Source organism: Brasilonema sennae CENA114 (genome assembly GCF_006968745.1).
GTDB classification, from domain to species: domain Bacteria; phylum Cyanobacteriota; class Cyanobacteriia; order Cyanobacteriales; family Nostocaceae; genus Brasilonema; species Brasilonema sennae.
The window spans coordinates 669,370-685,453 of record NZ_CP030118.1 but is presented as its reverse complement, the minus strand read 5'-3'; the positions used below and the strand labels follow the sequence as shown (position 1 = coordinate 685,453).

At 43.7% G+C, this 16,084-nt stretch carries 13 protein-coding genes; 3 read left to right on the top strand and 10 right to left on the bottom strand.

Annotated features, from left to right (window positions below; all coding sequences use genetic code 11):
- The first annotated feature begins 359 nt into the window (after positions 1-359).
- The 3 genes from DP114_RS02845 to DP114_RS02835 all read left to right on the top strand — a co-directional run bounded on the left by DP114_RS02845 (position 360) and on the right by DP114_RS02835 (position 2,333).
- Positions 360-527, top strand: a complete 168-nt coding sequence (locus DP114_RS02845; protein ID WP_169263032.1) for a chlorophyll a/b-binding protein — start codon at positions 360-362, stop codon at positions 525-527.
- Positions 528-765: 238 nt separating this feature from the next.
- A complete protein-coding gene (locus DP114_RS02840) occupies positions 766-1,062 on the top strand; it encodes a hypothetical protein (protein ID WP_171978101.1) in 297 nt (98 codons plus the stop codon).
- 269 nt (positions 1,063-1,331) lie between these two features.
- On the top strand, positions 1,332-2,333 hold the full coding sequence (locus DP114_RS02835; protein ID WP_171978100.1) for a WD40 repeat domain-containing protein: 1,002 nt from the start codon (positions 1,332-1,334) through the stop codon (positions 2,331-2,333).
- 107 nt (positions 2,334-2,440) lie between these two features.
- Here DP114_RS02835 and DP114_RS02830 read toward each other — a convergent pair whose 3' ends face one another.
- From DP114_RS02830 to DP114_RS02785, 10 genes are all read right to left on the bottom strand, one after another.
- On the bottom strand, positions 2,441-4,354 hold the full coding sequence (locus DP114_RS02830; RefSeq protein ID WP_171975394.1) for a RodZ family helix-turn-helix domain-containing protein: 1,914 nt from the start codon (positions 4,352-4,354) through the stop codon (positions 2,441-2,443).
- A gap of 192 nt (positions 4,355-4,546) precedes the next feature.
- Positions 4,547-5,074 (bottom strand): hypothetical protein, encoded by a 528-nt coding sequence (locus DP114_RS02825; RefSeq protein ID WP_171975393.1) that lies wholly within the window; start codon positions 5,072-5,074, stop codon positions 4,547-4,549.
- 190 nt (positions 5,075-5,264) lie between these two features.
- On the bottom strand, positions 5,265-5,996 hold the full coding sequence (locus DP114_RS02820) for a hypothetical protein (protein WP_171975392.1): 732 nt from the start codon (positions 5,994-5,996) through the stop codon (positions 5,265-5,267).
- 493 nt (positions 5,997-6,489) lie between these two features.
- Positions 6,490-7,569: a 3-deoxy-7-phosphoheptulonate synthase gene (aroF, locus tag DP114_RS02815; RefSeq protein ID WP_169263037.1), complete on the bottom strand. Its 1,080-nt coding sequence runs from the start codon at positions 7,567-7,569 to the stop codon at positions 6,490-6,492.
- Between the two features lie 207 nt (positions 7,570-7,776).
- The gene (trpB, locus tag DP114_RS02810) at positions 7,777-9,018 is read right to left on the bottom strand and encodes a tryptophan synthase subunit beta (protein WP_171975391.1); all 1,242 of its coding nucleotides are present in this window, start codon (positions 9,016-9,018) and stop codon (positions 7,777-7,779) included.
- Positions 9,019-9,132: 114 nt separating this feature from the next.
- Entirely contained in the window at positions 9,133-9,960 is an 828-nt protein-coding gene (gene trpA / locus DP114_RS02805; protein WP_171975390.1) for a tryptophan synthase subunit alpha, read from the bottom strand.
- Between the two features lie 58 nt (positions 9,961-10,018).
- Positions 10,019-10,978: a zinc-dependent alcohol dehydrogenase family protein gene (locus DP114_RS02800; protein ID WP_171975389.1), complete on the bottom strand. Its 960-nt coding sequence runs from the start codon at positions 10,976-10,978 to the stop codon at positions 10,019-10,021.
- A gap of 32 nt (positions 10,979-11,010) precedes the next feature.
- Entirely contained in the window at positions 11,011-11,847 is an 837-nt protein-coding gene (trpC, locus tag DP114_RS02795; protein ID WP_171978099.1) for an indole-3-glycerol phosphate synthase TrpC, read from the bottom strand.
- A gap of 28 nt (positions 11,848-11,875) precedes the next feature.
- Entirely contained in the window at positions 11,876-14,074 is a 2,199-nt protein-coding gene (locus DP114_RS02790; protein WP_171975388.1) for an anthranilate synthase, read from the bottom strand.
- 513 nt (positions 14,075-14,587) lie between these two features.
- Positions 14,588-15,958 (bottom strand): alkaline phosphatase family protein, encoded by a 1,371-nt coding sequence (locus DP114_RS02785; RefSeq protein ID WP_171975387.1) that lies wholly within the window; start codon positions 15,956-15,958, stop codon positions 14,588-14,590.
- Between the last annotated feature and the right edge of the window lie 126 nt (positions 15,959-16,084).

The following is a 16,084-nucleotide window of genomic DNA, read 5'->3' as shown; positions in this document are numbered from 1 at the left end:
CAGAAACTACGAATTTTATAACTCGTATTGAAGTCGAAAGTATTGAAGTGCAAAGACTACACTCAGCTTTGAGAACACAGCGCTGTTTCACCCTCGAACAGAGGATACCTTTACAAGGGATTAACCTTTGGCACTCTACACTTGACTACTCTGGACAACTTAACTCTCTGTGATACCACCACTGTAGTTCAAACTTTTGCTCTTGACGATTACGAAACTGCTTCTACAATAAACTAAGATAAGAATCGTAAATAATTGTAAACAGTGACAATCCTGTAAAATAGCTCAGTTGTGTTGTTACTCAAATATCCAGTTTCAGATATCCACTTAAAAGTTCATTTGCCAAAAAGAGGTTTTCAATGATGATACAGCCAAGCGTAACTCCTAAGTTGGAAGAGCCGAAGTTCGGGTTTAATGAATATGCTGAGCGTTTGAATGGTCGAGCTGCAATGATTGGCTTCCTAATCATGGTGGTAATAGAATATGTTACCAACCAAGGAGTCTTATCATGGCTCGGTCTTAAGTAGGATTTTACCAACTTAGAAGTGACTCTTGTACCACAAAAATGACCAGAAGCTCAAACCAGCTGAATATCGCGGCTGGTTTTGACTTAATAAAACCTTTAATTGGGCGTTAATGGTAGTAGAACTGAACCGAACTATAATGAAATTGAGGCTCTATCACAAAAGCGTCAATCGCTCGCTTAGGTGCTCTCAAAAAATATAAATATATATCTAAAGGTGAACAGGAACAAAAAAGCTTGTGATGAATGCTGTATTTCCTCGTTTTTTGAAGTCAAGCTACCGTAAAGAACCACTGATCAGTGTACTGATTACAATGGGAGTCATAGATGCATTGATTGGTGGGTTTGACGATAGGTGGTCGTTGTTTGCTTTTGGCTTAGGGACAACAGGAGTGGCGCTAGCCTACAAATGGTGGCGGATTCAACAACGCCGCCCCTTACCTGATGAACCTGTTGTACAACATTACCTGCCTGAGCGATCGTCAAGTCCTGCTTTACCGATGCTGAGTGTTTCTAAGAAAAAGCCACCATATCGGTAGATTTTGGCTCTGAAATTTGAGTCATGATATTTATTATTGATTGTTGCTAAAAACAAATAAATATGGTATGCTTTGCTACCTATGCGCCAGTATGATCATTGATGGGCGGAAGTTTACCGCCTGTCAATATGGTACAGGCTGTCTTGAGATATTTAAAATATATGAATAATCACAATAAATTCCTCTTGCAAATCCAAAATGCAAAGCTTTATGGGCGTATAAAGGAATTTCAGTCTCAAATAACCAGTGCCAAGAATTTTGTGACACTCATGAGTGTAGCAGGTGCCGTTGCCATCACTTCGCTGATCCAAGTACCATCTGCAATCCCTGTTGAGTTTAAAGTGACACCAGTAGCTCAACCGACGACTAGTGTTGCGAATCCACAACTTCTTTACACATTCATACAGCATACCGGACCTATTAAATCTCTCGCCTTCACTCCAGATAGCCGAATTCTTCTTAGTGGTGGCAATGATAATGAAGGCATAATTCGCTTATGGGATACAATAACTGGCAGAAGGCTTGGAATTATTGATAGAGCACAAAAAGCTGCAGTAGAATCTATCGTGATTTCGCCAGATGGTCAAACTCTTGCCAGTTGCAGTGATGACAACACTATTAACCTTTGGAACCTCAAAAGCCGCAAATTTACTCGCTCCTTTGTGGAACATACAAGCAATGTACTATCTTTAGCTGTAACTCCAAATGGTAAAGTTCTTGTCAGTGGCGCATTAGATGGTATTCGGATGTGGGATTTGCTACAACAGCGCCCACTTGCGATTTTGACACGTTTTGATAACTCGATTAATACAGTGGCGATTAGTCCTGATGGTCAGACGCTGGCGAGTGGTGATAATATTGGCGTGATTAAGCTATGGGATTTGAGTAGTGGAAGATTAATCCGCACAATTCCAGGGGCGCATTATAATACAGTCACTAAAATAGTTTTTACTCCAGATGGAAGGACGTTTGTTAGTGCGAGTCGCGATCGCACAATTAAAGTCTGGAATGTTACCACTGGACAATCTGTTCGCACCCTGACAGGAGACAACAACTGGGTAAATGATATCGCCATCAACCCAAACGGACAAACTCTTGCCAGTGCTGCCAAAGATGGAATTAAGCTGTGGAATTTAACAACAGGCGAGTTGATAACCACACTTTATGGACATTCCGACTGGGCTAGCGTTGTAGCCTTTAGTCCTGATGGAACAAAGCTTGCTACTGGTGGATTTGATACAAGAGTTAATGTTTGGCTAGTTGGTCAGTAAATCACATAATCGTTCAACCATCAAAACTCAAAAAAGCTTTGATGGTTGAACTTCGGGGCTACTTGTTGGCGATCGCTTCGTTACTGGATAGCGACAGATCGCGTTACTTAGGTGTTATTGGCACCAGAGTAGAAGAGTTGATTATATGTCTTGAGGCCAGATTCTCCAAGGTTACCTGTTAAGGGTTGGAAAGCATCCGCGAATTTGGTGAAGAGGGAATTAACTAGATTATCACCAGCGTCTTTGATTCCCATCGACAATACCAAATTATCTAACTTACCGAGAAACTCACCAGCCGCAGTGTTGGATTTGTCAATAATCACAGACCAATTGCCATCACCAATAACTAGGCTGTTGCTGGTGAAGACATGGTTACCAGTACCAATGATTGTGTTATTACTACCGAAGTCCCAGTTACCGTTACCAATGGTTGTGTTGTTATTTCCGAAATCCCAGTTACCATTACCAAGAGTTACGTTGTCACTGGTTGACTCCCAGTACCAGTTGCCATTACCAATGGTTCTGTTGTTTTGACTAGACTCTAAATGCCAGTTGCCATTACCAATTGTTGCGTTGTTTTTAGTGGAGTCCCAATTCCAGTTAGCATTACCTACGCTTACATTGGATTGTCCATAGTTCCAGTTGGCATTACCTATGACAGCGTTGTTACTACCAAAGTCCTTATTGCCATAACCAATGGGTATGCCACCTTCAGGAGTATTAAAAATGTTGTCAGTGCCACTGAAGGGCAACAGACCACCAAGGACAGTGTACAAGACATCGGTGGGTGGTTGAACAGCCTGAGATCCACCTTGAGTGGCACTACCAGCAAATACGTTGCTGTACGGATCACCATTACTAATGTTTTGAGTACCAGTATTAATACTAGTATTTGCACTCAGTATGTCATTTTTATAGAGCGTCAATAAATCGGAAGGTGATTTCAGAGGCGTATTGTTACCACTGAACAGTTTTTTACCTGTAGCGGAGTTGACTGTTTTGGTGAAGTTTAATAGGTCATCTTGGACAATCCTTAAGATGTCGGAGGGTGAGCTACTTCCGCCAGCGCCTTTTAAGTCCTGACCAAAGAGGACTTGCACAATATCTATAGATGGTTGCTGAGGTATACTGCCAGGAGCAATAGCTGTGTTATTAGTAGGTACAAGCGGGTTGCTACCACCAGCAACCGAGGTACCAGCACTAGCACCCGAAGTACCAGACGCACTTGGCAAGGTCTGACTGTAGACGGATGTCAGCAAACTTTCAGCTGATTTAGGTATAGGGAAATTTGTACCATAAGCCTGTTTCAAGTAATCCAGAGCTGGCGCACTGGTAGTACTGAAGGGATTGTTTCCACCAGCAAATGGATTTCCACCACTGGAAGAAACAGTAATGCCACTCTGGGATATTTTGTAACTCAGTTTGTCCATGACTGAGTCAACCAACTGCTCGACAGTAAAATTTATCGCTTTTGAAAATCTTTCCGGTGTGTTTTCTTTACCGATGATCCATTGACTCTCACCAACAACTACGTTGCCAAGACTAGCGAAAGGTTGACCGCCACCACCAGCATACGGATTGTTTGCAGCACCAGCAAAGGTGTTGGTGCTGCCAGATCCTAAGCCGGTACTACTTGAGTTGCTAGTACCTAAGATGCTACCAAACGGGTTGCTGCTACCACCAACAGCGCTAGTACCCGAGCTGCTAGCAAACAAGTTGCTGCTGGCTAAGGTGTCAGTACCACTTGCAGATGAGTTGCTGTTACTGATTGGAGCCAGACTGCTAGCAGTAGGAGCAGAGGTGCTAGCAATAGGTACTGAGGTGCTAGCAGTAGGCACAGAGGTGCTAGCAGAATAAGTGTCAACCGGTAGGGAAGTGTCAACGGGTAAGGAACTGCCACCACTAGTTAGGGGATCTGAAACTGGTGGTACACTACCAGCCGAGTAGTTGCTAACACTAGCTACATCAGTAGCTGGGGGAAAAACTGAATTGGTGTCAGGATTAACGGTAGAAGTTGTCATAAAAAATAATCCTCCTAATTTTTAGGACTCAAACCTAGTACAATGTGGGAAATTAAATACATAAAGCCTGCCTTATTGCTTTAGTCTTTGGTTTTTTAAGTGCAGGCTATTTATTGACTAGTAACTCTTGGAATGTTGTTGGGTTGATCCTTTTACGGGTCAACCCAACATTTTTGACTTCAAACTGGGACGTTAAACAATCGGAGTGCTAGTACTAGCGATCGCATTGTTCCCAGAGTGCAATGAATCAATAGCTTGACTCAAAGTTGTGAGGTCATTCGCCAACAGTTGCAAGACTTCAGTTGATGATTGCGGAAGCTGACTGCCGACACCAGAATTCTGATTAGCAAGGTAGTCAGATAAGATATCAGCTTTTACCTGGTTCCAAATCTCAGAACGCGAAGGAAACACACTGCTACTACCAGTCACTGGACTGCTACCACTTAACACACTGCCACTACCAGTAACTATGTCGTTACCACTAGATGCACTGGCATTGCCATTTAAGAAGGGTGAGTCGCTGCCATAAACTGCATTCACCAAATCAACTACAGGTGCCAGAGGCTGATCGTCACTTGCATCGGCTTTGTCACTTCTATATTGGTTGACAATGTCAGTAAAGGTTGAGGTGTTTGTCCGGATCTTCTCCAAAAAATTGGATGATAACTGCGGAAAAACACTGTCACTACTAGCAGCAGAGTTAGTGTTAGAAGTTGCCATAACTAAAAATCCTCCTATCGTTAGAACAAAAATGTTGTTGAACTAGGAAAACTAAAGAAAGCAAGCTAGATCGGTCTCTAAGTTTCTTCTTTGGTTTCGTCACAGGAGATTAGTTTGGCTAGTAGGTCTTGGAATCATGTTGGGTTGCCTTAGGTATTGGTTAACCCAACAATTTTTTTAAGGTGAAACTCTAAGCAAACGGGATGGCACCACCACCAAACTGGTTGCCACCACCAAAGCTGCCGATGCTGCTAACATCAAAGCCGCCGCTGCCACCACCAAAGCCGCCGATGCTGTTAGGATCAAAGCCGCCAAACTGGTTGCCACCACCAAAGCCGCCAATGCTGCCACCACCGCCAGACGGGATGCTGTTAACATCAAAGCCGTCGGTGCTGCCGCCACCATTTACAGGTGATGTGCTACCCAAGCCGGAAACCTGGTTGACAACATTATTCGTCAGCTGCCATGACAACACATCTGTACTTTCGGTAGTAGGACCATTAGCCACGTATTGATCAATCAGGATTCTGTTCTGAAACGACAACGAATCGGTTGCGCTTGCAAAATCGATGCCACCTTGGCTGCCGCCACTGAACCCGCCAGCACTGCCACCAGAGGGAGCACCAGTCAACACGTCAGTGCCACCGCCACCAGAGGGAGCACTGCCACCACTAGTGCCAATAGCAGCCCAAGGGTTGCTACCACCAGTAAGCGGGCTACCAGAGGCATTCGGGTTACCAAAGTTAGTAAAGGGACTACCGCCACCAGCACCACTGGGAGCGCCACCGATGCTACCACCACCAGTAGCATTGCCAAAGCCTTGTAATACGTTCTCAGTAGAAGTGACTTCACTCAATCGACCCCAGGGAGATTGTTGCAGTACACTCCCGAGATCACCATTATTATTGTTATCAGTTGCCATTAAAGAGAATCCTCCTACTTATACGTTAAAAATTACGCAACCACAGGCATATAAAATCAGCAAAAAATAAGCCTGTTTTTTTAATTTTTTATTGCTCTGTTATTGCCAAAACTAGTAATTATTTATCTGGGCATTACAAATCAAGAATGGCTTTGTTTCGGAAATTCTCCAACGAATGTAGAGATCACTTAAGGAAAACTGTAATTAACGCTACTGTCTATACAAAAATAAGCAATTTTCATAAATTTATCAATCAAAATTCTTTTGATTGATTTGTCAATTTTTTAGATTTCTCTCTTTTCTTTTTCGTTTCATAAAATATAAAAAATATCAACAAAAAAATATATCGTTGGAAAGATGTTAAATACCAAAGATTAGATGTTTTTATGAGCAAGGTTAAAGGAAAAGAGGGAAAGGATGAATTTTTCCCTTTCCCCCTAACTCAAAAGTATTGGTACCTCTGTTACAAACACAAAATACTACACCCTACTTCCTACACCTGTCCTAAAGCTACTAAACTACGTTGATCGGGTATAGACCAACGATCAACGACTTTACCCAAAACTGACAATTCCTGAACCAATCTGTCAAACTTTTCAGGAGTCAGGGACTGAGGTCCGTCAGATAGAGCTTTAGCAGGATTTGGGTGAACTTCAATCATCAATGAATCTGCACCTGCTGCTAAAGCTGCCATTGCCATCGGTGTAACATACTCTGATTTTCCTGTACCATGACTAGGGTCAATCATGATGGGTAAATGTGTTAGCTGTCTCAACACAGGAATCACTGATAAATCTAGAGTGTTACGAACATATTTGGAATCAAAAGTTCTAATACCTCGTTCGCAAAGAATTACATTTGGGTTTCCTGCTGCCAGAATATATTCTGCTGCCATGAGCCACTCATCAATCGTGGCGGACATCCCGCGTTTGATCAGCACAGGCTTATCTTGAGCGCCCACTTTCTTTAGCAAGGAAAAGTTTTGCATGTTTCTGGCTCCTATCTGAATCACGTCAGCAACCCTAGCCAGTGCTGGTAAATCAGCAGCATCCATAAGTTCTGTGATGATCCCCAAACCAGTAGCTTCACGAGCTGCTGCTAACAAATCTAGAGCACTCTCACCATGTCCTTGAAATGCATAAGGCGAGGAGCGAGGTTTGTAAGCCCCGCCACGCAGAAACTTGGCTCCAGCCGCCTTAACGCGCTTTGCCGTTTCCACAATCATTTCTTCATTTTCAACAGAGCAAGGTCCAGCAACCAACACAACGGGATGTTCTTCACCGATGTGGACAGGACCATTTGGTGTGGGAACAACAACCTCACTGGCTTCTCCATGACGGAATTCTCGACTGACGCGCTTGAAAGGTTTCTGAATTCGTAGTACTTGCTCAATCCAAGGACTGTTATTCTGTATCTGCATTGGATCTAGGGTGGCAGTTTCACCAATTAAGCCTAAAACCACTTTGTTTTGTCCGACGCTTTTTTCTACAGTGACGCCCCAAGTGTTATGCAATTCTTGGCTGATGCGAGTAACTTCATCAGCAGGTGTACCATTTTTGACGACAATGATCATGGATTTTGGTTCTCTACTTTTTTTATATAAAGTAATAAGAGTTGCTACTGAAAAATAACCGCGTCTGGGATTTAGAACTTACGCACGAGTTACGAAAGAATAAGACTGTGAGATTGCTTGCTTGCTTCGCAACGGGTGCAACTACGTTTCCCTTACGTAAGTCCTGAAATTGTTATTTATCAATAGTCCCTAATATTTGGACAAAGACTAAGAATTCAGGATTTTAGCAACAGTTTGCACATCCTTGTCGCCTCTACCTGAGCAGTTTATGACAATCCGAGGACTACCATCTAACTGAGGACACAGCTTTGCTAAATAGGCGATCGCATGAGCGGTTTCCAAAGCTGGAATAATCCCTTCTAGTTGAGACAAAAGCTGCAACGCCTCCAAAGCTTCAGAATCGCTGACGCTGTAGTACTCCGCGCGACCAAGTTCCTTGAGATAGCTATGCTCAGGACCAACGCCTGGATAGTCCAAACCAGCACTAATCGAATGTGCTTCGATAACCTGACCATCATCATCTTGCAGTACATAGCTCATAGCGCCGTGCAACACGCCGATTCGTCCCAGTGTTAAAGTTGCTGCGTGCTTCTGGGTGTCAACACCTTCACCCGCTGCTTCAACTCCAATCAGGCGTACAGATGGCTCATCGACAAACTCATGGAACAGCCCAATCGCGTTGGAACCACCGCCAACACAAGCCAAGAGAATATCAGGTATTCCTCCCCATTTTTCTTGAGACTGAGCGCGAGTTTCTTTGCCAATCACAGCATGGAAGTCGCGTACTATCATCGGGTACGGATGGGGACCGGCAACAGAACCGAGGATGTAGTGAGTCGTTTCCACGTTTGTCACCCAGTCCCGAATCGCCTCGGAGGTTGCATCTTTGAGTGTTCCAGTACCCGCCTCCACTGGACGGACTTCAGCCCCCATCAGTTTCATCCGAAACACATTCAGGGCTTGGCGTTGCATATCCTGGACGCCCATGTAAATCACGCATTGTAGACCAAAGCGAGCGCACACGGTCGCAGTTGCTACCCCATGTTGACCAGCTCCGGTTTCAGCGATAATGCGCTGCTTACCCATGCGCTTTGCCAGCAACACCTGACCTAAAGCGTTATTAATTTTGTGAGCGCCTGTATGATTTAAATCTTCCCGCTTGAGATAGATTTGTGGTCCTGTGCCATCACTGTGAGCGTAGTGTGTAGTGAGACGCTCGGCAAAATATAAGGGAGTGGAGCGTCCCACATAGTCTTTGAGTAAATTTTGTAACTCTGCTTGGAAGCTTGGCTCGTTGCAGTATTGCTCATATGCTGTTTCCAATTCACTTAATGCGGGCATTAAGGTTTCAGGAACATACTTACCGCCGAACTTTCCGAATCTCCCCAAGGAGTCGGGTCTTGCAGTCGCCAATTCAACTTTATTATTGATATCTGAGATGCTAACCACTGGATATAACCTCTTACGTTCTAGTAACTTTTCAGGAGTCTTAATAACAGTTAACAGTGAACAGTTATCAGTTATCAGTTATCAGTCAAAAACAACTGTTTACTGATAACTGTATTATTGTATTGAACCAACTCTTTGAAGAGACGGTTGGGCAATTGCGGCTTTCAATTCTTGACAAAGTTGTTCAACAGCTTGCAGTCCTTCTGTGGGACTACCATTTGCTAATCTTTGAACAAAGGCACTACCAACAATGACGCCATCTGCACCCCAATCACTTACCTGACGCGCCTGTTCTGGTCCAGAGATGCCAAAGCCAACACCAATCGGTTTATCAGTTATGCTTCGCATCTGGCTTAGTAAGGTTTTGACGCGATCTTGTAGTTGGGAGCGAACACCAGTCACACCAGTCACACTCACAAGGTAGATAAATCCTTGGGATTGCTTGGCGATCGCCTCAATCCGCTCTTGAGAACTGGTAGGAGCGACAAGTAAAATCACTTCTATGCCAAATTCTGCGCCTGTGTTAATTAGATATTCTGCTTCTTCTAAAGGCAAGTCTGGTACGACTAATCCCCGTACTCCAACCTTGGCGAGTTGCCCCAGAAACGACTCAACACCCCGATTGAGAATCGGGTTGTAGTAAGTGAATAAAATGATCGGTGCTTGCAAGTTTGGACTCACATCGGCAACAATCTCTAACACATGCTCTAACTTAGTTCCCTTGTGCAACGCACGAGTAGCAGCCGCTTGGATCACAGGACCATCTGCTAGTGGATCAGAGTAAGGAACACCGAGTTCAATAAAGTCAGCACCATTGCTGTCTAAGATGCGTAAAGCTTCTTTTGTGGTTTGTAAGTCAGGATCTCCAGCTGTTATGAAGGGAATTAAAGCGCGCTGATTGCGGTCTCTTAAAGATTGAAAACGTTGGGAAATGGAACTCATCAGAATAATGCACCTAAGTAATGAGTATTGGTTTAGTAGTCAGTGTTGCCATCACCTACTACGAGTCAGCAACTTGCACAACAATCTTACCGCGTACACCTTCGCCCCCTTCCTCAAGTTTTTGATGAGCTTGGGCAATTTGACTTAGAGGAAACGTCATTCCAACCACAGGTTTGATTTGACCCCGTTCAATGAGCTTTCTCAAAGCTTCGAGTTTAGGGCGGGCATTTTCTAAGTGTACAAAGTGAACTGTAATATTTTTGAAAATAGCTGGGTTAAGGTCACCCTGTACGCCTGTGACTGTCACAGCGCGACCCTCAACTTTCGTTACTGTTAGGCTTTGGGCTAAAACTTCGCCTGGTACGGTAGAAAAAGTCACATCAACTCCTTCACCACCCGTTTCTTTCAAGATAATGTCGATAAAGTTTTCATTGCGGTAGTCAATAACTCTATCTGCACCGATAGACTTCACCAAATCAAAATCATAACTGCCGCAGGTTGTGTAAACATAAGCACCTGCTGCTTTGGCAATTTGGATAGCGAAGCAGCCTACACCCCCTGCACCACCATGAATCAATATGGTTTCGCCTACTTTAAGACTTGCTCTATCGAACAAAGCAGCCCATGCTGTACCGCCCGCCACCGGGACACTAGCCGCTTCTGTATGCGATAAATTGGCGGGTTTTTTGGTAAGAATCGACTCATTAGTGACATGATATTCAGTATTTGCACCCTGACCATCTATAAGTCCTATGGCGTAATAGACTTCGTCACCGACCTGAAAATCTCTGACGTTTTCTCCAATCGCCTCAACGACTCCTGAAACGTCGTAGCCGAGAATTGCAGGTAGTTTTATTTTTGATCCAAAGAGTCCTTGGCGTACTCCACAATCAGCAGGATTAACTGATGTTGCATAAACCTTGACCAAAACTTCGTTTTTACCTGGTATCGGTTTATCCACCTCGCGCTGAGCAAAAACTTCTGGACCTCCGAAGCCTGTTATCACCATAGCTTTCATGCCCGTTTTTCCTTTGTCACTACTGTGACGTGCTAGGAGTTTAGCAGACTACGCACAGCCTGCTGTAGATCAGCTTGTTTGACTAACGACTCTCCTACCAAAACGGCACGAACACCCGCTTGGGCGACAAATGATAAATCAGCAGGAGTATATAAACCAGACTCACTGACTATGGTAATACCAAAGCTTTGCAATTTTGAGCGTCGCTCTTCTACAAGTTGCTGAGTGAGTCTGATATCCACTGTAAAATCTTCTAGATTGCGATTATTGATCCCCACTAAGCGCAGATCGTCAAGTTTTAGCACTCGATCCAGTTCAGCTAAGGTATGAACTTCTACCAAAGCTTTCATTCCCAAATCGTGAATCACGCGCAAAAAGTCTTGAAGTGCTTCATCGCTAAGGATGGCAGCAATCAGCAGTACAGCGTCTGCGCCTGCAAGGCGTGCATAATAGATTTGGTAGATATCGATGATAAACTCTTTACACAGTAGTGGGAGTGCAACTTGCTGTCTGATATTACGCAGGTTATCAAAACTGCCTTGAAAGAACTTAGAGTCAGTCAAAACAGATAGACAAGCTGCACCACCTTGCTCATAAGCTTGGGCGATCGCCACTGGATCAAAGTCAGCCCGGAGAACTCCACGACTCGGCGAAGCTTTCTTAACCTCTGCAATCAGGCTTGGTTGATGGGGATTTTGCTTTAAAGCCGTTAGGAAATCTCGTACACTCGGAGCAGCATTTAACTGCTGTTGCAAAGTCGCTACTGGCAGTTCTTGCCGCATTTGTGCGACCTCTTGCTTTTTGTACCACACAATCTCTTCGAGAATGTGGCGTGGACGGACATTAGCAGTAGCGACTGAGTTACTCATATGCTGCTTACCAGATGAGGGAGTAATTTTAACCAATGACTATTGACTCTTGAGTTTGGGTGTATGCACGCACTACGTTTTGAATGATTGCCAGACCAAGTTCTCCTGCCAGAGTCATAATGGATTCTGGATGAAATTGCACAGCTGCTATAAGAAGTGTTTGATGCTCAATTGCCATGATCACATGGTCATTAGAAATGGCTGTTACCTTCAGTTGTGCTGGCAATTTTTCCGGTAAGGCAAACAAGGAATGGTATCTACCTACAGAAAATGATTCTGGCAAACCCTTGAACAGGACAGAATTTGAATCGTTGACAAAAATCCGTGAAGACTTGCCATGTTGAGGATAGTTGAGAACTCCCAGTTCTCCACCAAACGATTCAACAATCCCTTGCAGTCCTAGACAGACTCCAAAAAGTGGAATTTGCCGACGTAAGCAAGCCTGGACAGTTTCTGGAACACGAAAATCATTCGGTCTACCAGGACCAGGAGATAGAACAACTAAGTCTGGACGTTCTGTGTCAAACAGCGATTCTGAGAAGCCATGACGTAGTGTTGTGACTGTAGCACCGGTTTGGCGGATGTAATTTGCGAGTGTGTGAACAAATGAATCTTCGTAGTCGATGAGTAAGATGCGCTTACTAGGTTCAACATCTTGGATGCAGGCGCTCAATTTTGTTAGCTGAGATTCTTCTGATTTTTTCTCCTGCTTCGCGCGACGAATTGTCTCAAATAAAGCCGCAGCTTTAGTCATTGTTTCTTGTTCTTCTGCTGATGGCAAGGAGTCATAAAGAATTGTAGCGCCAACTCTCACCTCGGCGATTGAGTCTTTTAACCGAATTGTCCGCAAAATCAATCCGGTGTTAAAATCGCCGTTGAAGTTTAAGTAACCAACAGCTCCACCATACCAACGTCGAGCACTACGCTCATGGTTTTCGATAAACTGGATTGCTGAGCGTTTGGGTGCGCCTGTGACTGTGACTGCCCAAGTATGGCTCAAAAAGGCATCCAAAGCATCAAATTCTGGTCTTAATAATCCCTCCACATGATCCACTGTGTGAATCAAGTGGCTATACAATTCTATTTGACGACGACCAATCACTTGTACCGAGCCTGGTTCGCAAATCCGTGATTTGTCATTACGATCCACGTCTGTACACATGGTCAGTTCGGCTTCTTCCTTACCAGAGTTGAGGAGTTGACGAATCTGCTCAGCATCATCTAGAGCATCTTGTCCTCGGGTAATTGTCCCACTGATTGGGCAAGTCTCTACACGCCTACCTTCGACTCGCACAAACATTTCTGGAGATGCGCCGATCAGATACTCTCCACCTAAGTTAAATATAAACCCATAGGGACTGGGATTGATTTGCTGTAGTGTTTGGAATAGTTTGCTCGGTGGTTCTTCACAGGATTCAAAAAAGCTTTGACTGGGAACAACTTCAAATAAGTCTCCCCGACGAAAGTAATCTAGTGCGACTTCTACTTGATTTGCATACTCTCCTGATTTATGGTCAGAAGCTAGAACGGGAACATGGCGCTCTCCTTTATAATCAACCGAGTCACCTGTTCGTGGAAGATTTTTGGTACTACCATGCGCTGTTTCAAAGTCGTACTGTATACGGTATGATCGTTGCGAGTAGTAGTCAACAATGAGTAGTTCATCTGGTAAATACAGTACTAAATCCCGTTGATCTGTGGGACGCTCTAAACGCCTGGGAATGGGTTCAAACTGGAATACCAAGTCATATCCAAATGCTCCATACAGTCCTAGATGCTCGTCTTCATCACTAGAGAAAGCATGGAGGATATCGCGGATAAGTGTAAATGCAGAAGGTTGTTTACTGCGCTCTTCTTCTACAAAGAGTTGCACCGCTGGCTTGACAAAACCCTTAATGTCATCATTCTCTAATTCAACCTCTTGAAGTTGAGAATGCGCCGACAATCGCGTAAAAATAACTGGTAGAAGCACTTTGCCTCTATTGTTGAGCGCTCTGATCGTGAAAGTGTTCTCACGTGTTGTCACCTCCAGTGGTGGATTGACAAATCCAATCGCCCACCTTTTATATCTCCCAGGATACTCGTAGCTACTTTTGAGTAAACCTCCACGCTGAGAGTCCAGGTGAAACAAAATTTCGTCCAGAGTTGTGTCCGTTTGTACTTCACTGATTGAGCGAAATATATTTATACCGCCAACAGTTGTATAGGAGTGAGAATCAACAATCATGCGCTATTTCTCTGAAGTAGTCATTAGTCATTAGTCAAAAGTCAAAATTTTGACTGATGACTTATGGCTATTGTGTATTGAAGCTATGTCAATGAGCTATTTTAATGCTACAAAAATAAGACAAAATCTGAAGAGCAAAAAATAGCATAGACAACTTGTCCCTAAGTGTATGTTATTGTATTTCTCTATTCAAATAAAAAATAATCAAAAGAAAACGAACAGAGAAACCTGTTACAATACGAAATTAAATTTTATTAGGTAACAAGCTTATACTGTCAACTTTTTAGTGGTAACTACCTAGTGTCAACAGTCAAAACCTCAAGCAAAGTTTTAGATTTGAATGCTACTTGGTATGAGATTAGCCTATCTAAATGTTTAGGGATGAGATATGAACAATTTTTGGATAGATGTGTCAAATTTTTGGCTTATACTATCGTTAATAGATTTAATTGCTAAAAGTATAAAAGTGTATTCTGTCGCTTCTACCCAAAGTTAGAAAAATTTTGAAAATTTTTATTGAAGGTGTCTAAGAATTAATTGACAAACATCTCTGGCTGCTATTGATTCAGACTCAAGTAAGTCAGTTTTGCGAGTCATAAATAATGGTCTATTGGCAGCAGGAGCAGTGACACAACCATGAGAGCCACGCACTAGAGTAGCATCTAAGGGAATAACATCCATTAAGTAGCGAAAACCAAGCTGTTTTTTCAGCAGTTTTAAACCAATTTTGAACTGGGGAAATTTAATATCAGGATCAATGAATAATTCCACAGGATCATAACCAGGCTTACGATGAATATCAACTGTTCTGGCAAAATCAGGGGCACGATTGTCATCAAGCCAGTAGTAATATGTAAACCAAGCATCTGAGTTTGCGATCGCCACTAATTCTCCTGACCTTTGATGATTCAGACCGTAAGCTGGCTTTTCGTCTTCGCCTAAAACTTGAGCAACACCCTGGGTGTCTTCTAAGAGCGATCGCACTTTAGGAATATAAAACGGGTCATTCACATAAACATGAGCAATTTGATGGTCTGCTACGGCAAAAGCCTTACTTGATCCGGGGTCAAGCAGTTCTCGCCCCAATTCCTCACGCACGGCTAGCAAACCATTTTCCCGGAGTATCCGATTGAGGTGGACGGGTTGGGATACGGGTGTAATGCCATATTCTGACAAAACAATGACTTGAGCACCTCGATTTTCGTAGTACTGAATCAAATCGCCGCAAACAGCATCAATTTCTTGTAAATCCTTAGTAACTCGGTTGTCCTCAGGACCAAACTTTTGTAAGCAATAATCCAGATGAGGCAGGTAAATTAGAGTCAGCGTGGGGTTGCAGCGTTCTTCTACCCACTTGGCGCTGTTAGCGATCCACTGAGTAGAAGCAATGGATGTGTTGGGACCCCAGAAATTGAACAGAGGAAACTGACCTAGTTCAGCTTGGAGGGGCGTTCTCCATTCATGAGGCTGTGTATAAATATCGGGAATTTTTCTCCCATCAGCCGGATACATTGGTCGGGGAGTCACTGTGTAGTCCGCCGATGAGTACATGTTGTACCACCAAAACAAATTGGCGCAGGTAAAAGATGGGTCTAACGAGCGTGCTATGTCCCACACTTTAGGACTGTGAACAAGTTTGTTAGACTGTCGCCAAAATTTTACTTCACACTCATCGCGAAAGTACCATCCATTAGCAACAATGCCATGTTCATTCGGCATTTTGCCTGTGAGATAAGTTGCTTGAACTGCGCAGGTGACAGCAGGTAACACGGGGGCGATCGCACTGACTTTCCCAGAAGCCGCCCAACGTGACAGCGACGGTGTATGTTCCCCTAACAGGCTAGGTGACAATCCTACGACGTTGAGAACAACAGTTTTATTCATAATCTGATGTAAATAAATTTGTTATCTATTCAGCAAGGTGCATTACCAATAACGCTAACGCACCCACGTATCTTTTCTTTACAAATAGCTCTTAACTGAGAACTGGCGCAATTCCGAGTAAACCAC

Coding starts and splice junctions, on each gene's coding strand:
- DP114_RS02845 (WP_169263032.1), top strand. CDS start 360: ATGATGATACAGCCAAGCGTAACTCCTAAGTTGGAAGAGCCGAAGTTC.
- DP114_RS02840 (WP_171978101.1), top strand. CDS start 766: ATGAATGCTGTATTTCCTCGTTTTTTGAAGTCAAGCTACCGTAAAGAA.
- DP114_RS02835 (WP_171978100.1), top strand. CDS start 1,332: ATGAGTGTAGCAGGTGCCGTTGCCATCACTTCGCTGATCCAAGTACCA.
- DP114_RS02830 (WP_171975394.1), bottom strand. CDS start 4,354: ATGACAACTTCTACCGTTAATCCTGACACCAATTCAGTTTTTCCCCCA.
- DP114_RS02825 (WP_171975393.1), bottom strand. CDS start 5,074: ATGGCAACTTCTAACACTAACTCTGCTGCTAGTAGTGACAGTGTTTTT.
- DP114_RS02820 (WP_171975392.1), bottom strand. CDS start 5,996: ATGGCAACTGATAACAATAATAATGGTGATCTCGGGAGTGTACTGCAA.
- aroF (WP_169263037.1), bottom strand. CDS start 7,569: ATGATCATTGTCGTCAAAAATGGTACACCTGCTGATGAAGTTACTCGC.
- trpA (WP_171975390.1), bottom strand. CDS start 9,960: ATGAGTTCCATTTCCCAACGTTTTCAATCTTTAAGAGACCGCAATCAG.
- DP114_RS02800 (WP_171975389.1), bottom strand. CDS start 10,978: ATGAAAGCTATGGTGATAACAGGCTTCGGAGGTCCAGAAGTTTTTGCT.
- trpC (WP_171978099.1), bottom strand. CDS start 11,847: ATGAGTAACTCAGTCGCTACTGCTAATGTCCGTCCACGCCACATTCTC.
- DP114_RS02790 (WP_171975388.1), bottom strand. CDS start 14,074: ATGATTGTTGATTCTCACTCCTATACAACTGTTGGCGGTATAAATATA.
- DP114_RS02785 (WP_171975387.1), bottom strand. CDS start 15,958: ATGAATAAAACTGTTGTTCTCAACGTCGTAGGATTGTCACCTAGCCTG.